Source organism: Bacillus cereus group sp. N6 (genome assembly GCF_016483705.1).
GTDB lineage: Bacteria > Bacillota > Bacilli > Bacillales > Bacillaceae_G > Bacillus_A > Bacillus_A wiedmannii.
On sequence record NZ_JAEHBI010000049.1, the window covers coordinates 12,855 to 32,363 of the forward strand.

The window sequence follows — 19,509 nt, forward strand, 5'->3', positions numbered from 1 at the left end:
AGCATTGGAGTTGAATACAGTGGAACAAAAGGATTTCAGGTGGAGTAACAAGCAATTAAGAGAACATGTTGAAATAATAGATGGCAAAAGAAGTCCGCACATTTTATTTAAGAATGCAACTTATTTAAATTCCTATATGCACGAGTGGATGCAAGCAAATATTTGGATCTATGATGATCGCATTATTTATGTAGGAGAAAGACTGCCAGCGCAACTACATAAATGTGAAGTCATTGATTGTGATGGAAAGTATATAGTTCCAAGTTACATAGAACCGCATGCACATCCATATCAATTATATAATCCAGAAACGTTAGCAAATTATGCGATGCAGTTTGGGACGACGACTTTTATTAATGATAATTTAACTTTATTTTTCACATTACAACGTGAAGAAGCATTTCGTTTATTAGATGAATTTGAAAAGATTCCAGCAAGTATGTATTGGTGGTGTCGTTTTGATGGACAAACTGAATTGCAAAACGGGGAATCTTTATTTAATCGTGAAGAAATAATAGAGTGGCTTAAGCATAAAGCAGTTCTTCAAGGTGGCGAGCTAACAGCGTGGCCAAAGTTATTACATGGCGATGATGAAATGTTACATTGGGTGCAGGAAACGAAACGATTACATAAAAAAGTAGAAGGGCATTTTCCAGGAGCATCTGAAACGACTTTAGCGAAGTTAAAACTGTTAGGTACAGATTGTGATCATGAAGCGATGACAGGGCAGGAAGCTTTCACTCGTCTTATGCAAGGTTACACGGTTTCCCTAAGAAATTCTTCAATCCGCCCAGATTTAGAAGTGTTACTAAAAGAATTGTTGGAACTAGGAGTAAAGCAGTTTGATAGATTTATTCTTACTACAGACGGCTCACATCCTTCGTTTTATGAAAATGGAATGACAAACGTAATGATAGCTACCGCGATAAAACAAGGAGTGCCAATAATAGATGCTTATCATATGGCAAGTTATAATATCGCTCGTTATTATAATATGGAACATCTACATGGTTCAATTGCGACAGGTAGAATTGCTAATATTAATATTTTGGAAAGTAAAGAAAATCCGGTTCCAATAAGCGTACTTGCAAAAGGGAAATGGGGGAAGCGTGACGGAATAAACAAAAATGAATCATTACAAATAGACTGGAGTAAATTCAAAGTAACTCCAGTATTATTAAACTGGTCCATAGAAAAAGAGGATATGATTTTTTCTCATAAAATGGGTATACATTTATTGAATAACGTTATAACTAAACCATACACGAGTGAAATTGATTTAAACTGTGATGAACTTTCTCTAGATCATGATGAGTGTTTTCTTATGATGATTGCTCGTGACGGTACGTGGCGAGTGAATACAGTTGTGAAAGGTTTTGCGAAAGAACTAGGTGGTCTTGCTAGCTCTTATTCTGGTACCGGCGACATCATTCTTATTGGGAAGAATAAAGAAGATATGCTTACAGCTTTTCATAGAGTAAAAGAGCTTGGCGGGGGAATGGTAATAGCTGAAAAGAATGAAGTATTACACGAAATCGCATTACCATTGCTCGGGATTATGTCTAATTTAAAAATGAGTGAATTAATACAGGAAGAGAAACAGTTGGTGAAATTATTGCAAGAGCGTGGCTACAGGTATGACGATCCGGCATTTACCATTTTATTCTTTTCTGCGACGCACTTGCCTTTTATACGGGTAACGCCTATAGGACTATATGATGTGAAAAATAGTAAGGTAATGGCTTCACCGGTAAATTTAATAAAGCAATGTTAATATGAAAGGCTCTATAAAAGTCCAATTTATAGGGCCTTTCACATTGTTAGCATAAGAATATTGTAAGACTCAAATGATATAGTATATAAATCATTTGAGGTGATATGTAAATATGAAAAAAATATTTTACATTTTAAGCGTATTTATTTTGTGTGTATCGATACAACACGTTGTACATTCCCAATCAGATGCACCAAGGTTATCTTCTGATTGTCTTGAAAAAAGGAAAATTCGAGATGAGAAGTATGTGAAAAACATTATGAGGGACATTAAATCTACGTTTGATTTAAATATTGATGCACACAGTTTTTGGGAAGTAAGTAAAAGAGATCTGGAGGCTGCCCATTTGATGTATGGTGGAAAGGAAAATGATTCTTATTATAATTCGCTAACTAAAATTTATGATAGTGGTGGATTTAGCGAGCAGCCCAGCTTATTTGTGAGGGCGCAAGAAGCATTTTTACTTTATAAAGAAAAAGATAATATTAATGTAATGAAACGCCTTAAACTAGACGTTGAAAAAGGGGAATGGCTCGTTATAAAAACGAAAAAGAAGAAAGGGAAAAAAGTGAAATTCAAACCGTTACAATGTGAAAAAGATTATCTGAAAAAGAGAAATGAGTACCATAATGTAAAATGAAATAACGGAAATTTTGAAGGGGAAAAATTCCGTTAAGAATTGTAAATGAAGCGGTAGAAATTACTAATAATTTCACCATAAAAAAACGTCATTTTTTATTTTTAAAATGACGTTTTTTTATATACTTAAAGCTTTTGCATTGCACTTTCAATCCTCTTTACCAAATCAGCAGACACTTTATGAAAATACCCCAAAACAACCTTTCGAATATCATCAGAAATAACTTTCATATCACTAGCTAAGTTTTTAGCAAGATGTTCTTTTTCTATCGGTTTTAACTTCGCATAAAATTCACTAGGCTGCGTAAAGTCATCCTGTTTCGTAATAGAAGTTCTTTCAAGTTTACCTTCAACGTATCTTCCGTCACCGCTCGTTATTTGATTAGCAGGCGTCCAATTTTGCTGTTTGTTAATCGCCAATTTGCGAAATTCGGAACCAATTCTTCTTCTTTGAGAATCACTGTAAATGTTAGCACGCCCTTGCAGCATTTTATCATTTGATAGTTCTGCACCGTCTAGTAAATTAGAAGGGGAGAAGGCGACTTTTTCTACTTGCTCCATATAATTTTCAGGATTTTTATTTAATACCATTTTGCCTACTGGTATAAGAGGATACTTCTTTTCATCCCATACTTTTGTATCATCTAAAGGGTCATAAGAAAGATGTGCTTCATCTTTCGGATCCATGAGCTGGACATATAAACCGTATTCTACTGGTTTACCATTTGCAATTGCATCATATAAATCTTTTCCGCTATAATCAGGGTTTTCAGCAGCCAGTTTATTCGCTTCCTCACTAGTAATGTATTGTACACCTTCAAAGGGGTACCAATGATACTTTACATACTTTCGATTACCTTCTGCATTTCTCCATACATATGTATTAACACTATGTCCTGGGATGTGGCGAAGACTTTTGGTCGTACCAGCATCAGAATATAAATGAACAACGAAATGAATGGATTCAGGCGCTCTAGCGACAAAGCTCCAAAATCTATTAGGGTCTATTAAGTTATTTATAGGTGAAGGTAACAACGCTTGAATCGTTTCAGGGAAACGCATCGGATCACGAACGGAAAAGACAGGGATGTGATTACATAAAAGATCGAAAATGCCTTCTTCTGTATAAAACTTTGTAGAAAAACCGCGTACATTTCTAGAAGTGTCAGGTGTTCCTTTCGTACTAACGGCTAATGAAAATCGCACCATAACAGGAACTCTCGCATTAGAATTTTGTAAAAAACGTAGTTTAGTATGTTCAGACATTGGATAGATCGTTTGAAAATAACCGAACGCACCAAATCCTTTTACATGAACAGGTCTTTCTAAAATTTTTTCGTGAATAAATTCTTGTAGCGTCTCGTGAAGTACACTATCTTGCTTTAGAATAGGTCCACGTGAACCAACTGTTTGTGAGTGAAGTATAGCTTGTTCATTACGTTCTCTATTTTCATTAAAGTCATTCCCTAGTAAAGATTGCCCCTGTTTATCATAGTTTTCATCCATCTATATAGCCTCCAAATCTTTTTTGTCCATTGTTACTAAATATGATTTCATAGCCTTGATTATGTATGACACGCAAAGTCCAAAATGGTAACAGACCGCTAGATGAAAAAAATGCACATGTAGTGGACCTGTTGAAATAGAAGAAATTATGGAAAAATGAATATCGTGAAGAAAATTACTATTAAAATTTTAATCTGAAAAATGAATTTATACATGACTTTATAGAGAATGAACATAAATAAACAGGGAAAATAACTAGGAGGAATTTAAAATGTCGGATTGGTTTCAATTAGATAAAGAATATATGATGTCTACGTATTGTCGTACGAGGGTTGCGATAGAAAGAGGAGAAGGTTGCAAACTATATGATGTGGATGGTAAAGAATATGTAGATTTATTTTCTGGTGTCGGAGTGAATGTATTAGGGTACAATCACCCGAAAATCGTGCAAATGACAATGGAACAAGTTACGAAATCGTTGCATCTTCCATTTCATTTTTTAAATCCAGTTGCGATTGAGTATGCAAAGAAATTAGTTGACTGCTCTTTAAAAAACGGAAAGGTCTTTTTTACAAACTCTGGTACGGAAGCGACAGAAACGACATTAAAATTAATTGATAAATATAGAGCTAATACGGGAGAGGAACGTGAAGGAATCGTAGTGCTGAAGAATAGTTTCCATGGGCGTACGTTAGGAGCACTTCATTTTACGAGACAAGAAAGTGTATATCAAAATTTTCCTAAAACATCGATTCCGGTATATGAAGTAGAGCGTGAGAATATAGAGCAATTAGAAGAAACAATCGTTAAAGAAAATCCAATTGCGATTATGCTAGAGCCTGTATTAGGAAGCGGGGGGATATACCCTTTATCAAGTGAATATTTACATGGTGTTCAAAACTTATGTGATAAATATAATGTTATTCTTATCGTTGATGAAGTTCAAAGTGGTATGGGGAGAACTGGTAAACTATTTGCTTATCAAAATTTCAATATTACTCCGGATATTATTCAAATTGGTAAGGGAGCAGGAGGCGGGATACCGCTTGGCGGAATTATTGTAGGTGAAAAGTTATGTGATGTATTTGCACCAGGAGATCACGGCACAACGTTTGCTCATTCTTCAATGGGAACCGCTTTAGGGTTAACGGTATTAAACACATTGATTGACGATGGTTTAATGCAAGAAGCGTATGAAACGTCACACTATCTAAATGATAAATTGCAAGAAATTCAGAAAGAAAATTCTTATTATATTCAGGAAGTCCGCCATGCTGGTATGATGTTTGGAATTAGTTTGAATGATACGAATGAAAATGTAAAGAAATTACAGGTAGAGCTAATGGAGAAAGGGATGTTAGTTGATGTTACACAAGGGAATATCATCCGTTTACTTCCTCCATATATAATTAAAAAAGAAGAAATTGATGCATTTATTACTCAATTTATTTCTTGTATGGATAAAGTTGCTGCTGTAGTAAGTGCTTAAAAGTTAAAAGCTAAATTTTATATAAAGTGCACTCTAATTGTTAAAAATAGTTTTACAATTGGGGTGCATTTTTTATATTTGAATTTTGTAAAATACAGTTGTTGGTAAATGATAACGAAAAAAATAGAAGGGATTTCATTATATTTGATACATGATTGAATGATATTTTACTGTTGAAGAAAAGAGAAAGTAAATATAAAGATAGTAGATAAAACGAGTGGTACTAACAACGAGTGATAGAACGTTTTGAAAATAATAGCATACGAATATATAAATAATAAGAATGAGGTGATATATTGGAAAATAATGATATTCAATTTACTTCTTTACAAATGAGAACGGATAAATATGGTTGGGCTAGTATTCAATATGCAAATAAAAAGCAAGCCATCTTATATACTCGAAACGGAGGAGTAGCATGGGATGTTGTTAATCCTCTAAATTCAATTGTATTATTTGCATATCCAATAAACGCTCGAAGCTCTTGGGCATATGGTTTAACAAAAACGAATGACGATCTATTGCCAGCTATATTTTATACAGTTAATAGAGGGGAAAGATGGAGTGAGTTTATTTTACCGGTTGAAGAAGATTGGGAGAAATCGACTGATGTTCAAGTGCAATTGCATGCTACGAATATGGATAGTATATGGATTGTATTATCTAGAAAGCTTGCATCAAATAAATTTGAACATAATTTATACTATTTGAAAACGAAAGGGAAAGCTTGGAAAGTAATAAAAAATATAAGTATTAGTGATAGTATTTCAGGGATAACATTTATAAACGATTTAGTCGGATTTATTTCATTACAAAAACATTATGAAACATCAACGGTATTTAAAACAATAAATGGTGGGGAAAGTTGGCAAGCTATAAAAGATATTCCAAGTCTTGAAGGGATTAATACTGGGACTGCTATGGCTTATAAAGCAATCTACAAAAATAACCTATTAGTAATACCAACTAAAATGAATGATGATAAATTTTTAATGAATTACTCATTTGATAAGGGGAATTCGTGGCATATTTCAAATAAAACAATAAATACTAGTAAAGTGGCTGTTTCTTTTTTTAGTTCCTATTATGGCTGGGTTATAAATAGTGAAAATGGAAGTGTATATCAAATAATAAAAAAAGGATCAAAATGGATAAAAGTATCAAGTAATCCATTGTTAAAAAATGTATTTTGTTTGCATTTTTTTAATCGGCGTAAAGGTTGGGCGTGTAATAAAAAAGAAATATTTACTACAACAGATCGCGGTATAACATGGAAAAAGGTAGTATATAAAATTAATAATATTGATAAATTTGTTTAATAGAGTCCTAAAGAAATTAGGACTTTTTTTGTTTTTAAATGGTGAGAGTTGTAACAAACAATGATAAGAGGAAGGAGGTAAGTGCAGAACTTATATTTTCAAAAATAGACGGTTGTTTTTACACAGTATAATTCACTTTTGAATATGTTAATAAAGTAGCAAATTCATAGGAAATGGTAATACTTAATATTTTATGTCACATGATGTGTAAAGGGGGCGTGTAATGAAATCGTTAACGGTTATTATTTTGTATAGTGAAAGAGCACAAATATTAGAAGAGTCAATTCAATCTATATGGAAGCTAAATCCTCTTGAAATTATAATTTTCGTTCCTAACGATAGAAGTAATTTGTATGAAATAGCAAAGAAACATAAATGCCATATTGTTTTGATGGATAAATATAGTACGTATTATGATGGGTATGAAGCTTCTGTAAAGGCAGCTAAAGGAGATGTATTGTTATTTGTAGATAGTAATTTTTTATTATCTTCAAATGAAATGAAGAATTTTATTGAGCCAGTTGTTACAAATCAGGCTGATGTAGTATTAAACAAAATAGATAAATTTATAGAAGTTGGTAAATGTCCAAATACGGATATTGTTTGGAGAAAAATGTTAAATGAAATTTTAAGTCGACCAGATTTAAAAAGCAATTCAATACTTTCATTACCATATGCACTTACGAAAGAAGTAGTGGTAAATATCGGCTTTGATTATATAAAAAATATCGTTCTAGCTCATATGAACATAGTTAATCAAGGCTGGCGGATTAACGATCAATATGCAATAAAAACGTTATCTAGAGATGAAACGTTAGAAGAGGAAGGTTATTTAGTTAAAAAAGAATTGTCAGAAAATGAAAGGGAGAAAGTGGGGAAATATTTAATCAGTATTTCTAAATGGATAGAGAAAAAGGGAAAAAGAGTAGGGTTTACTGATGCAGGAAAAAGAAGAGATATTATTCAAAAGTTAGGTGAATGCAAGCGATATCCTTCTTATCATCGAGGATGGGGTATGAATTCATCAATTTATGACGGGAAGCAACTTTCTGTCATTATACCAGTGCAAAATGAAGAAGAGACTATAGAACAAGTAATACTTGAGGCAAGAAAAATAGAACCGCTAGAAATAATTGTCGTTGTAAATGGTTCGACAGATCAAACGGCCAATATTGCTAAAAGACTTGGTGCTACTATTATTGAATATAATGAACGACTTGGTCATAATGTTGGACGTGCTATTGGAGCACTTGAAGCTACAGGAGATATCCTTTTATTTATTGATGGTGATTTTAGTGTTTCAGGAAGTAATTTGCATCACTTTACAAAAGCAGTTTCAGCGGGTGTAGACATAGCATTAAATGATTTGAATCCGATGTTACATCCTCCGTTTTATGTTGTAGACGTCGTAAAGTATATGCTTAATTTAGCATATAATCGTCCAGAATTAAGTAATGGCTCATTAGTAGCAATTCCACATGCTATGAGTAGATCATGTTTAGATGCAATAGGCTGGGAAAGTTTACTATGCCCTAGTCTTGCACAAGTAAAAGCTATATTACAAGGGTATAGAGTAGAATGTGTACATTACGTTGATGTTGTAAAACCGAATAGAATTCGTTTAATGGAGAATGTAAGTCATAATGGACATCCTCCAGCGGTATTAAGAATAATTGGTGATCACGTTGAAGCTCTCTCTTACTTAATAGAACACCTTGAAATAGATGGAAAGGGTGATTAAACTGTTAGACCAGTACAAAAAAATTAACATTTCATATGAAGAATTATGGCAAATGGATTTTCAAACTACAGAACCATTTATACTCAAGGTTGATTGGGGTAAAGTAACGTATGAATTTTTAATTCGTATTAAGCCGGGTGCTTCTAACACTATTGTTTTTGGATCCGGAGCAGGTGGATTTCAAGAACAGCCAATCGGTCCACCTATTTTTCATAGACATTCTTGGATGGAAGAGTTTGAAGATACTGTTATATATTATAATGATCCTACATTATATCTTGGAAAATTATCTTTAGGTTGGGGACAAGGGGAGTTAGATAGATTTTACTTACAAGATATAGCAAATATTTTAGAAATATTATTTACAAAGTTAAAAATTGATTCGAAAAATGTGTTGTTTTATGGCAGTTCCGGGGGAGGGTTTATGTCTTTAATTTTAGCTGGATTCGTTAAGGGCTCCACAGTTTTAATTAATAATCCTCAAACAAATTTATTAAAATGGATACCTGTACCAATAAATCTAGTTTTCGATTTGTCTTATCCAGGTTTATCAAGAGAAGAAGTTGAGGAGAAATTTGGCGAAAGAATTAATGTTGTGAAATTTTTTAATCACATTAAATATGTACCGAATATTTATTTTTTGCAAAATTTCGCGTGTGAATTTGATGTGCAAAATCATTTAATACCATTCATTTCTGAATTAGAACAACTGGATAAAGATACAGAAGTAAATCAAATTGTAATAGACTTATATTTCGATAAAAAAGCAGGGCATGCAGCGGTAGGTAAGAGTGAAACAATTGAATATATAAAAAAAGTAAAGCCTAATCAGACTGTAAAAAAAGAACAAAAAGAAGTGGCACTGTCAGTCGTTATAGTTTTAGGAGAAGAAAAATCGAAATTGAATCAAATTTTAAACAAAGTGCACCATATAAAACCATTAGAAATTATCATTGTAGCTGATGATAGAATGAGTGCGATACAATCCATACCTACATTTGTTGAGAGTAACGTTGTTGTTATTGAAGAGAAAAATAAATGGAAAGCACCAGTTTATGGGGCGAAAATCGCTAATGGAGATGTAATTTTATTTTTAAATGGAGAAGATGTTATTTTTTCGGTAGAATTAGAACGATTTATAGAACCACTACTAAAAAAGGAACAGGATGTAATCTTGAATAACATAGACTCTGTATGTTTTGAAAAGATGAGAGTAGAATGGCCAAGCATTGCTATGGTGTATAGAAAAATAGTAAACGATGTATTGGGGCGTATGGATTTAAAATATGATTCGATGTTATCTATGCCATATGCTATTACTAAAAAAGCAATTGAAGACATTGGATATGATATCTTGCAGAACCCTATTCTGTCCCAAGTAACTCTTATTGAGAAAGGGTGGCGACTACAATCCTCGTCAGCCATCACTAACACCTCCTTGAATAATATACCCGCAAACAAAACCTCTTTCTATAAAAATGAATTAACTAAATTAGAAGTATGTGAGATTAAAGAGAATGTAAAAGCTTTGGAAAGTTGGTTACAACGAAAAGATGATAGAGGTAACTATACAGATGGAGGAAGAAAAAGAGAAATTATAGAGCAACTAAAAAAACAAAAGAATTATTCAAGTTTTCATAAAGGATGGGGTATGAATTCATCGATTTATAATGGGAAACAGTTATCAATTATTATACCGGCACAAAATGAAGAAGCGACGATTAAAGAAGTTATTCTTGAGGCAAGAAAAGTTGAACCGAAAGAAATAATTGTTGTCATTAATGGGTCAACAGATCGGACAGAAGTAATTGCAAAACAATTAGGAGCAACCGTAATTGTTTATCAAGAAGCATTAGGGCATGATGTAGGACGGGCAATTGGTGCACAAGAAGCCACAGGGGATATACTTCTCTTTATTGATGCTGATTTTGCTATTCCAGCAAAAGATCTTCATCCGTTAACGCAGGCTGTTGCGGATGGTGTTGATATGGTTTTAAATAATTTAAATTTAAATTTCAGATTTCCTCTATATATTGTAAGTTTATATAAATATATGTTGAATATTGCTTGTAATCGTAAAGATTTAGGTGTGGGATCCACAATTGCTGTTCCCCACGCTATTAGTCGAAAATGTTTAGAGGGAATTGGCTGGGATACTCTTCATACAGCGTGTGTTGCGCAAGTAAAGGCAATATTAGAAGGATATAAAGTTGAATGTGTCCATTTTGTAGATGTAATGAAACCAAATCGTATTCGTCCAAATGAGCACTTTGCAACAGTAGGACATCCACCAGCTGTATTGAGAATTACCGGTGATCATGTAGAAGGGCTTTCATATTTACTAAAGAATAGGGATTTTAAAGATTTATTTTAATTTGGAAGATACTTTACTAATAAGCGTAGAATAGCAACGGATAGAGTATAAGTTGAGTATTGGAATGAAAACAAAATTTAAAAAAGTGACCATTTTGGTTCAGGTGTAAGTGAAAAGTAAAAACTTCTTAAAATACATGAAGAGGTTTTTACTTTTTTATTTTAACTTATTTTAAGTATATCAAGTAAAAAATAAATAAAGAAGTAACGATAAGTTCTATATAACTTAATATCAGATGCAAGTAAGGAGGGAATACCTTTTCTTACATCAATAAAAGGTGTTTTAATATGTATTTAGAAATTAAGGTCTATCCAAATGTTGGGGCAGAAATATTTCTAAGGTGCAATTATGAATTTTCATCTAATTTTAATGTAATACCATTTCCCGCATGTATTTCTATTTCAGTAAAAGATGATCTGAATTTATTAATTAATTTATCTAGTTTAATAATAAATTAAACATATATAAAACTGATAAGAAAATAGCAGCTAATTTATAAAATTTAGTAGGAGAGTCGTGTCTAAATTCGATAAACTGCATATATTGTTAAGAGAAAGGAGGGAGAGTTATGGCATGTACTACGAATAATGTTTGTTTAGATGTGTGTCTTAAAATTACAATTACCCCTGGTAGTGGAATTGATGCAGAAGTGGATTGTGGGGGCACATGTGGGACAAGTCCTACAATTGTAATTAGTCCTAGTGGATCAATTGTTATTACTTTACCATTAGTTGCATGTTTCTCAATTGCACTAAAAGATGATTTAAGTGTTGAATCTTCATTAACAAGCCTCTCTTTTCAAACTTCTTAAGAAAATAAGAAATGAAAAGCCTGCCTTCTACTTTTCTTTTGAGCTGATGTAAAAATAAAAAAGATGGTTACAAACCATCTTTTTTATTCTGTCATATATTAAAAATGAGATAATATATTATTTAGTAGGCAGGATGTATAATTAAAAGTACTCTTTTTGTTCGATCAGGTAAGAAATTGCTTCTATATGATCACCAATGATTTGTTGTGTTGCTAATGAAAGGCAACCTTGCTCAGAGAAGTGTTTTTCAGGTCGAACACGATTCATTTTATCGACGTCGACAGAATGGACATTTTGCACATGAAAGCCTGCTAAAATTGTTTTAACTTGACTTAAGGTTGGTGAAAGAAGTGAATCAAACCCAATTGTATGAATGCATTTTCGACTAAAAGCATGAGGGACAGCAATTGTGGATCCCATACCTAAATCTTTTCGATTACATGCTAAGTTAATAGCATATTTACATGCGGTGACGATAGAATAGGGGAGACGATACATATAGTAGTAATCTAGTTTATTTAAAGCTAAGTCCGTGCCATTTTGAATAGATTGTACAAATGGTAATAAATCACAACTAGAAATTAAGAAATCTCCATCTATAAATAATAATATGTCACCTTTGGCAAAATAGGCACCAACAGCACGTCCCGTATCATTTCCAAGTGCTTCTTCGTAACTAATAACTGTTGCATCGCAATCCTTCGCCAATTCCTCTGTTTTATCTGTTGATCCATTAACAATAACGATAATTTCAAAAGGTTTTAATTTCTGCACCTCAAAAATGACAGATTCTATCGTTTTTTCTTCATTTTGAACAGGGATGATAACTGATAATTGTTTATCTCCATAAGTATTCGAATAAAACTCTTTACCTGTAATTATTTTTGGGATGTATTTTGGTTCACCATTTTGAAGCCCTAAAATAATATCACGCTTTCGATTACAATCGGTATAGTTTGCTCTTTGATCTCGCACTAGATTGATCCAATTTGCAATGGCTGCAAGATGATAATGAATGAGTTGAGTTGAAGGAAAAAAGGGAACTTGAGGGATAGAAATGTTTAATTGATCGCAAATCCGAAATTTATGTTCAATAATTTTCATTTGTGCCAATATTGGATTTGATAAACTATCTGAAGTAATTACCTCAAGTACTTCTTTTGTCATTGCATAGGGAGGAAATAATAAGGAGTTAACATTTAAATCTGGGCGATGAAAAAAATGATTCGTAACTTGCTGCCAAATCATTGCTATATTTGGCTGTTGTTTTTGATAGAAAAAATTATCTAAATTATTTAATACGACGTCAGCCGATTGTTTTAGTAATGGTTGAAGAAATTGTATAAGTGAGGGGCAGTGAATAATGTAATTTTCATCTAAAAATAAGAGGTACTCTCCCTTTGCTTTTTTTGCACCAATTACATAACAATTAGTAGATTCTATCGGCTCTTTTAGTGTAATAATTTCACAATTGTAAGATCGCGCAATATCAATAGAATCATCGACACTACTGATAATAGTAAGGATAATTTCAAAAGGTTGTAGTTGTTCACATGCTTTCAAAATTTTAGGTAAATTTTTTATTTTATGTTGTATGGGGATAATAATAGAAATTGAATTTTTACACATAAGCAGTCTCCTTTTTAATCAGAGGTAGTTGTTAATAAGATTAGATAAAAGAGGAGATATATTTTCTTCTTGTTATAAGCATAACAATCATTTAGTTTTATCAGACTCACAATTTTCTTTACTTGTATTAGAACCTTTATTTATTCCAGAAGCGAGTAAATTATTGAGAACGCTAAGGTCTAATTGCAGAGGGATGGAGTTTTCGGATGGAGTTTTCTCATTTTCTTTTTTTGTAGTTAATATAGTCTTTATATTTTTAATTTCTTTATATTGTTTTAAGGTAATGAAAAATCCAGAAATAATTAAGAGAAAAGAAACAGTAGTAAGTGAAAGTATTATTTCCAACATAAAATAGCCTCCTTTAAAACTATAATAATATTATAGTTGAATGTAATAAAACAGAATTCGAGCTAATGAGTTCACTTTTTAAATATATGCAAATCTTTAGTAAAAGTTACTGGTTTCTAAGTTATAGGAAACAATTATAGAAACGTTATAAATATAAATAAATGAAAGGTTCATTTGTAGTGTAAAGGTATATATTATATAGCCTAAACTTCATTTTATAAAAAGTTAAATAGGGTGTAAATTTATATAAAAAGAGCATTTAATTGGACAAATAATTAATTATGTGAAATAATAATAACAGACAAGGAGACGTTGATTTTCCTTAAGTGCTTCGAATTAATTTTATTCAATAAGAGAAGGTGTGCTTAAAGAAGTTAAATTAAAAAAGGAGCTGATTTATTATATGCAACAAAATAATGATTTAAATTTTGAACCTCAAGACGTTAATATTGTCAATCCTAAACAAGCCAGGAAAGCAGTAGTTGCTACTGGTATAGGGAATGCAATGGAGTGGTTTGACTTCGGATTATACGCGTATTTAGCGGTTATCTTAAGTCAATTATTCTTCTCAGGTGTTGATAATAGTGGATTGCAACTTGTACTTACATTCGGTACATTTGCAGCAGCCTTTCTCGTTCGACCAATCGGAGGTGTATTCTTTGGTAGAATAGGAGATAAGTACGGCCGAAAAATCGTGTTAAGTACTACTATTATTTTAATGGCACTTTCTACATTATTCATCGCATTACTACCAACCTATGAACAAATTGGTGTATGGGCACCAATACTACTTTTAGTTGCGCGAATGATTCAAGGCTTCTCTACAGGCGGCGAATATTCAGGAGCAATGGTTTATATCGCAGAATCTTCTCCAGATAAAAAGCGTGGTATACTCGGTAGTGGTCTTGAAATTGGAACACTCTCAGGTTACATTGCTGCATCGGTAATTGTTACCATTTTGACGTTATTGTTAACAGATGAGCAAATGCTCAGCTGGGGCTGGCGTATTCCTTTCTTAATAGCTGCACCAATTGGTTTGGTCGGTTTATATTTACGCCGTCATTTAGATGAATCTCCCATCTTTGAAGAGATGGAAAAAGCACAAGAGGAATCTGAAGACAACGAACAATTTTCATTTATGGATATATTAAAATATCACAAAAAAGACTTCTTATTAAGCACAGTAATTGTCGCCTTCTTTAATATTACGAATTATATGATTCTTTCGTATATTCCTTCTTATCTAACTCAAGTACTTAAAGTCAAAGAAACAACTGGCTTATTAATTATTTCAATTACGATGGCACTTATGATTCCACTGGCATTATATTTCGGTAAATTAAGTGATAAAATTGGTAATAAACGCGTCGTGCAAATTGGTTTACTTGGTTTAACTGTATTTGCAATTCCAGCATTTATATTAATAGGTAACGGACATATTGCTGCTATATTTGCAGGTATTTTCATTTTAGGATTCTTCCTAAGTGTATATGAAGGAACGCTACCTTCATTATTACCATCACTATTTTTCACTGATGTACGTTATCGAGCACTTTCGATCTCATTTAATATTTCTGTATCAATATTCGGTGGAACAACACCGCTCGTATGTTCATACTTAGTTCATGCTACTGGTAACCCGCTTGCACCAGCATTTTATTTAGCAGGTGTAAGTATTATTGGATTAGTCGCATTTAGTGTATTATTCGTTACAACTTCAGGACGTGCGCTAAAAGGCTCATATCCTACAGTAGAAACGAAAAAAGAAGCACACCAAATCGCTAAAGAAAACCCTGAAGAAACACTTTGGTGGCATGAAGAGTCGTTAGAAATTGAAGCAGGGAAGAATGCTTCGATTTAACAAGTAACGTAGAAGTATAAAAAGACTCCTATGAAAAAATAGGAGTCTTTTTGTTGTGTTATTTCTTTCTTTTCTTCAAACGCTTCTGATATGCATAGAGTTTTTGAATCTCTTCCTTAAATTCATGTAACAGTACGGTGTTTTCCTCATTTGAATAACGCACTGTATTATAAGCATCTATAACAATATGACTCTCAATATTTACATCTTCTTCACTATTTATTCGTCCTAACCATGCTTCAACAGTTTCTCCTCGTTTTCTATTTAAAGGAGGAGTTAACTTACTTTCAAGTTTGAAAATTTCTTTTCGAATTTCGTTATGTGGCGGTTTGTTTTGTTTCAAACGTTTTTGGCTCATACCTTCTTTATCAGTAATGATAGTAGATTCGAAGGCAGGCATATTTGGTAAACTGAATTGTTTTCGTTTTTTTATTATTTTCCAAACGACGTAAATAGCAATGGTTGTACAGACTATTATTGTAATGCTATTTATAAGTGTTGGATCAAAAGCACGATGTCCAAATTCATCTTTAATTTGAGGATCTTTTAAATTCCCTTTATTCGACCAAAAATCGTCAGTTTCTTTTGATTCAGCTGCCGAAAATAACGGATTAATGGCGTATCCAAATCCTAAAGCAACTACTTGTACGACATAAGAAAAAAGAAGCCGAATGTATGGGAAAATAGGAATAAGGAAAGCACTAATTATTCCAATCGTAATAAGAGAAGCGAAACGTAATAACTGTTGATTACGGTTTATCCCGGTTAACCAAAATGTAATCATAATGTGTAAAACTAAAAGTAATAGTTTCCACAAAGGTGGAAAGGGCGCATAAAATATGGCTGAAATACTAAACCATACAATACCACCTAATGACTTTTGAACTGGATATCCGGGTCCAACTACATGTACGATAAAGAAGAAAAGCGGTAACATAATTGTGCCAAACAGAGAGAAAGGGAGAAAGATAGAACAACCAATTATTTGAGTCATTAACAGTATGACAAAACCTGTTGTTTTTTTCTTCATTAGTTTATGGATAAGAAATACTCCAATATAGCCTGTTGCTAAAAATATAACAATGCCGATGAGTTCATCTCTTTCCGTTAATAACGAAAGGAGGAGCAGCAGAATAAAGTCATTAACGTGATAAAGCCAAGTTTTCAAGCTTTTCCACCATCCCTTCGTTAGTAATGAGAAACGTAGGCTGAGAGAGAAGAGGGAGTTCATTTCTCTGTAAACCAATGTATATCATTGTAGACGATCGTTCTCTTTTTCTCGTTACATAATGAAGAAATCCTTGTTTCGGAAGTAAAGTACTATCATCTGAAATACGCGCTAATTCCTCTAAAGATATTCCGTAATGTGTTTGCCCTTCGTTTAATGGTAAGTGCAGAGGACCACCTTCAGCTAATACACTAATAAATAGTTCAAACGGTATTTGATGCTTCGTTGCGTATTGACAAATGTATGTTGCAAATGAAATAAGGTCTTCTATATTATCTTTCCAACCAAACCCGCGATCAGCAGCTAATGAAAGACAAATCGTCCAACTATAATTTTTTACAGGTTCATATTGCTTCGCCTGTAATTCTTGCATTTTAGCAGATGCTTTCCAATGAATAGAACGGAAAGACTCACGTTCATATCGTTTAACACCGATAATAGATGTTTCATCATTGTAAAAAGAAAAATTCGTTCGATAAGATCCGGTTAAAAGTTGCTGTAGTTCTTGTAAGCCTGCTACTTCTTTAGGAGAAGGGTACACAATAATTTCAGTCCGTAATTTATCAAAAATGGGCAAATGTACAGTTAAAAGATGAAAAGGATCTTTCAAGACACATTCGAACTGTTCAATTTGAAACACACCACGTTTCGTTGCGGTTAATGTTAAATCCCACTTTTGCGCCGAATGAGCAGGTTGTGAAAACGGGAAAGAGAATAGTGTTTTTGATATTTGTTCAATTCCTTGATCTTTTTGTGGTAGTAGGGACGGATTTAAATGGAAATAACAAACGCCGTTAACGAGTGGTATATTTGCTCCGTTTTTTAAATGAATAAAAAATTGCCCAGATTCATTAGGAAAAAGCCGAGTAGTTTGTTTCTCATTTATAACTTCAAATTTCTTCTCTATGTAAGCGACATATTTATAAATAAAAATCGCAAATAAATAGTAGAAGAAAAAGAAAAACATAATGATTCGTTGTGGCATAAAAAATGTGAATAGTATAGCACCTGGCACACTTAATTGAATAATATGAAGTTGGAAAAATAAAGGTACAGTTACAACACGCTGTCCATTCATGTTTGTTCAATCTCCACTGGTACGTCAACTTCTTTTAAAATCCTTTGTATAATTTCATTTTTTGTCGTGCGTAATGCCCCTTCCATTGATAAGACGATACGATGATTCCAAACAGAAGGAACTAAAAATTGTATATCTTCTGGCGTGCAATATTCTCTGTCGCGTAAAAAGGCTAGTGCTTGAACTGCGCGTACTAAAGCTAATGTGGCACGCGGGCTTACACCATTAGCGATGTAATCATGATTTCTTGTAGCGTGAGCAAGTTTAATAATGTAATGTTCTAACGGTTCTGATACGAAAATTTCTTTTACTCGTTTCTGTGCTTCTAAAATATCATCTAAAGAAATAACAGATGTGATACTTTCTAGTGGTACATCGCTACGAAAACGTCGCATCATTTGTAGTTCATCTTCTGTAGATGGATAACCAATTGAAATTGTCATTAAAAAACGATCAAGCTGTGCATCTGGTAGAGGAAACGTTCCTTGTGATTCAATTGGATTTTGCGTCGCAATAACAAAGAACGGTTTCGGAAGAGGAGTAGATTGTTTTTCAAGCGTTACTTGTCGTTCTTCCATCGATTCTAATAAACTAGACTGTGTTCTAGGCATAGCGCGGTTAATTTCATCCGCAAGCAAAATATTGGTCATAACTGGTCCAAGTCTTAATTCGAATTCACTCGTTTTCGGATTGAAATATTCAATACCTGTTACATCACTCGGAAGTACATCAGGTGTAAATTGGACACGAGAAAAATTACCACCAATACTTTTAGAAAGTGTTTTCGCAAGTAACGTTTTCCCCGTACCAGGCACATCCTCAAGCAGTACATGTCCATCAGCAAGCAAAGAAACAAGTAATAAATCAATAACATTTTCTTTACCGACAAAAACTGATCCTATATTTTCTTTCAATTTATTTATCATATGTATCATTCCTTTCAAAATATAAACGGATATTTCTATATTTTAACAAATTATTCAGAAAATTGATATGATTTTTCAATTCAAAGAAATAAATATCCAGTTATTAAATTATACTTGCATATTTTGGAATGTAGTTATACAATATCGCTTCTTGATATATCGGAGGTGGTTATTATGAATGCGAAAGCGAAAAAATATATTCCGTTAACAGAGGCGACATATTACATATTGTTATCACTAGTGAAACCAATGCATGGTTACGGAATTATGCAAATGGTAGAAGAGATGACAAATGGAGAAGTAAAGCTCGGTCCAGGTACTTTATATGGGAATACGACAAAGTTACTAAAAGAGATGTTAATAGTTGAAGTTGCCTCTACAGATAGAAAGAAGTGTTACGAGTTAACACCACTGGGTAGAGAAGTGTTAGAGCTAGAGTATAACAGGTTGCAGAGATCTGTAAGGAATGGGAATAGTATTTTAGGGGAGTGAATGGAAGATGGAGACTAAAAGCGTATTTAAGTTTTTTACGGCATGGAATTTAGAAAAAGAAGAAGCTTTTTTACGAAAGATGCATCAGCAAGGTTGGGCATTACAAAAATACAATGTATAACCTATTTTTAAGCCCGATGGAATCAAGAGTGCCAATTTGGGCGAAAGTTATGACAGGTCTTACAGGTTGTATGTGGATGTACTTCTTTATAAGACTCACTTGGAAAATTAAGAAATTAAAAAGTGAAATATTATAATAAAAAGTAGAATTAAAAAGAAGTTGATTTTGTAGGG

15 protein-coding genes and 1 pseudogene are annotated in these 19,509 nt (G+C 32.9%); 10 read left to right on the forward strand and 6 right to left on the reverse strand.

Annotated features, from left to right (window positions below; translation table 11 throughout):
* Window positions 1–19 precede the first annotated feature (19 nt).
* Together JDS99_RS24965 and JDS99_RS24970 are read left to right on the forward strand one after the other, a co-directional pair.
* The gene (locus tag JDS99_RS24965) at window positions 20–1,774 is read left to right on the forward strand and encodes an adenine deaminase C-terminal domain-containing protein (RefSeq protein WP_199695892.1); all 1,755 of its coding nucleotides are present in this window, start codon (window positions 20–22) and stop codon (window positions 1,772–1,774) included.
* A gap of 112 nt (window positions 1,775–1,886) precedes the next feature.
* On the forward strand, window positions 1,887–2,414 hold the full coding sequence (locus tag JDS99_RS24970) for a hypothetical protein (protein ID WP_088609183.1): 528 nt from the start codon (window positions 1,887–1,889) through the stop codon (window positions 2,412–2,414).
* A 125-nt stretch (window positions 2,415–2,539) separates the two neighbouring features.
* Here JDS99_RS24970 and JDS99_RS24975 read toward each other — a convergent pair whose 3' ends face one another.
* Window positions 2,540–3,919 (reverse strand): catalase, encoded by a 1,380-nt coding sequence (locus tag JDS99_RS24975; RefSeq protein WP_199695893.1) that lies wholly within the window; start codon window positions 3,917–3,919, stop codon window positions 2,540–2,542.
* A gap of 271 nt (window positions 3,920–4,190) precedes the next feature.
* Between JDS99_RS24975 and JDS99_RS24980 the strand changes: the two genes are divergently transcribed.
* From JDS99_RS24980 to JDS99_RS25000, 5 genes are all read left to right on the forward strand, one after another.
* Window positions 4,191–5,408, forward strand: coding sequence for an aspartate aminotransferase family protein (locus JDS99_RS24980; protein ID WP_199695895.1), 1,218 nt, complete (start codon window positions 4,191–4,193; stop codon window positions 5,406–5,408).
* Between the two features lie 296 nt (window positions 5,409–5,704).
* Complete coding sequence (locus tag JDS99_RS24985; RefSeq protein WP_199695897.1) at window positions 5,705–6,727, forward strand: hypothetical protein; 1,023 nt, start codon at window positions 5,705–5,707, stop codon at window positions 6,725–6,727.
* A 223-nt stretch (window positions 6,728–6,950) separates the two neighbouring features.
* Window positions 6,951–8,468, forward strand: coding sequence for a glycosyltransferase family 2 protein (locus JDS99_RS24990; RefSeq protein WP_199695898.1), 1,518 nt, complete (start codon window positions 6,951–6,953; stop codon window positions 8,466–8,468).
* Between the two features lie 52 nt (window positions 8,469–8,520).
* Window positions 8,521–10,842, forward strand: coding sequence for a bifunctional glycosyltransferase/dipeptidyl aminopeptidase/acylaminoacyl peptidase (locus JDS99_RS24995; protein WP_199695914.1), 2,322 nt, complete (start codon window positions 8,521–8,523; stop codon window positions 10,840–10,842).
* A gap of 568 nt (window positions 10,843–11,410) precedes the next feature.
* Window positions 11,411–11,653, forward strand: coding sequence for a hypothetical protein (locus JDS99_RS25000; protein ID WP_000752473.1), 243 nt, complete (start codon window positions 11,411–11,413; stop codon window positions 11,651–11,653).
* A 141-nt stretch (window positions 11,654–11,794) separates the two neighbouring features.
* Here JDS99_RS25000 and JDS99_RS25005 read toward each other — a convergent pair whose 3' ends face one another.
* Both JDS99_RS25005 and JDS99_RS25010 read right to left on the reverse strand, forming a co-directional pair.
* On the reverse strand, window positions 11,795–13,282 hold the full coding sequence (locus JDS99_RS25005) for a glycosyltransferase (RefSeq protein WP_199695900.1): 1,488 nt from the start codon (window positions 13,280–13,282) through the stop codon (window positions 11,795–11,797).
* Window positions 13,283–13,369: 87 nt separating this feature from the next.
* Window positions 13,370–13,630, reverse strand: coding sequence for a hypothetical protein (locus JDS99_RS25010; protein ID WP_000889750.1), 261 nt, complete (start codon window positions 13,628–13,630; stop codon window positions 13,370–13,372).
* Window positions 13,631–14,033: 403 nt separating this feature from the next.
* Here JDS99_RS25010 and JDS99_RS25015 point away from each other — a divergent pair, with 403 nt between their 5' ends.
* Entirely contained in the window at window positions 14,034–15,491 is a 1,458-nt protein-coding gene (locus JDS99_RS25015) for an MFS transporter (RefSeq protein WP_199695902.1), read from the forward strand.
* 58 nt (window positions 15,492–15,549) lie between these two features.
* Here JDS99_RS25015 and JDS99_RS25020 read toward each other — a convergent pair whose 3' ends face one another.
* Genes JDS99_RS25020 through JDS99_RS25030 form a run of 3 tightly spaced genes read right to left on the reverse strand, consistent with a single transcriptional unit; the run spans window position 15,550 to window position 18,723 of the window.
* Window positions 15,550–16,659, reverse strand: coding sequence for a DUF4018 domain-containing protein (locus JDS99_RS25020; protein WP_088122448.1), 1,110 nt, complete (start codon window positions 16,657–16,659; stop codon window positions 15,550–15,552).
* Window positions 16,634–17,797 carry a DUF58 domain-containing protein gene (locus JDS99_RS25025; RefSeq protein WP_149237262.1) on the reverse strand — a complete coding sequence of 388 codons (1,164 nt, stop codon included), beginning with the start codon at window positions 17,795–17,797 and terminating at the stop codon, window positions 16,634–16,636. The genes JDS99_RS25020 and JDS99_RS25025 overlap by 26 nt, the downstream gene beginning before the upstream one ends.
* Window positions 17,794–18,723: an AAA family ATPase gene (locus JDS99_RS25030; protein ID WP_199695904.1), complete on the reverse strand. Its 930-nt coding sequence runs from the start codon at window positions 18,721–18,723 to the stop codon at window positions 17,794–17,796. The genes JDS99_RS25025 and JDS99_RS25030 overlap by 4 nt, the downstream gene beginning before the upstream one ends.
* Window positions 18,724–18,897: 174 nt before the next feature.
* On the opposite strand from JDS99_RS25030, the gene JDS99_RS25035 reads away from it, so the two are divergent.
* Window positions 18,898–19,215: a PadR family transcriptional regulator gene (locus JDS99_RS25035; RefSeq protein WP_131934331.1), complete on the forward strand. Its 318-nt coding sequence runs from the start codon at window positions 18,898–18,900 to the stop codon at window positions 19,213–19,215.
* Window positions 19,216–19,222: 7 nt separating this feature from the next.
* Window positions 19,223–19,472 (forward strand): annotated as a pseudogene (locus tag JDS99_RS25040) (hypothetical protein).
* Window positions 19,473–19,509 lie beyond the last annotated feature (37 nt).